Annotated in this window: 2 protein-coding genes; one reads left to right on the forward strand and one right to left on the reverse strand. The window is 51.2% G+C overall.

Going from position 1 to position 455, the window contains the following annotated elements:
* Nucleotides 1-37 precede the first annotated feature (37 nt).
* Complete coding sequence (locus NNN71_RS24980; protein ID WP_163448697.1) at nt 38-250, forward strand: DUF1471 domain-containing protein; 213 nt, start codon at nt 38-40, stop codon at nt 248-250.
* A 4-nt stretch (nt 251-254) separates the two neighbouring features.
* Here the strand turns inward: NNN71_RS24980 and NNN71_RS24985 are convergent.
* A partial coding sequence (locus NNN71_RS24985) for a hypothetical protein (protein WP_271459618.1) occupies nt 255-455 on the reverse strand: 201 nt, incomplete at its 5' end.

The raw sequence follows: 455 nt of genomic DNA on the forward strand, positions 1-455 counted from the left end.
CGCCTTATCCAAACAACTAAATTAAAGGGTTTATATCATGAAAAGCATCAAAACTTTTGTCGCAGTTATGACTCTGGCCGCTTCTTTTGGTTCTTTCGCTGCGCAAACAGTGACCGCAACCGCCTCAACCATCGACGGCGCGGAAGCGAAAATTGCCGCTCAGGCCGAACAAGCAGGCGCCAGCTCCTACAAAATTACCCAGGCTTACACCGGTAACCGCGTGCATATGACCGCTGAACTGACTAAATAAGCCATTAGCTACTGTCGAAAGAGCGCCCTTGGGGCGCTTTTTTCGTTTCTGCCTGCCAGGCGACGTGACTTGCCACCTGTCCGCCGGGTGCGGATCGTCTCTTCCATCCCCATTCGCCGGGTTCGATTGAACATATATTGTGACGCAGGGCTGCGTGCTGGTGGTAGAGCAAAACTGAGTGTACAGCGATGAAGGTATATATAAT

The sequence above is a fragment of the Kluyvera sp. Awk 3 genome, from assembly GCF_028069715.1.
Taxonomy (GTDB): Bacteria; Pseudomonadota; Gammaproteobacteria; order Enterobacterales; family Enterobacteriaceae; genus Kluyvera; species Kluyvera georgiana_A.

Coding starts and splice junctions, on each gene's coding strand:
- NNN71_RS24980 (WP_163448697.1), top strand. CDS start 38: ATGAAAAGCATCAAAACTTTTGTCGCAGTTATGACTCTGGCCGCTTCT.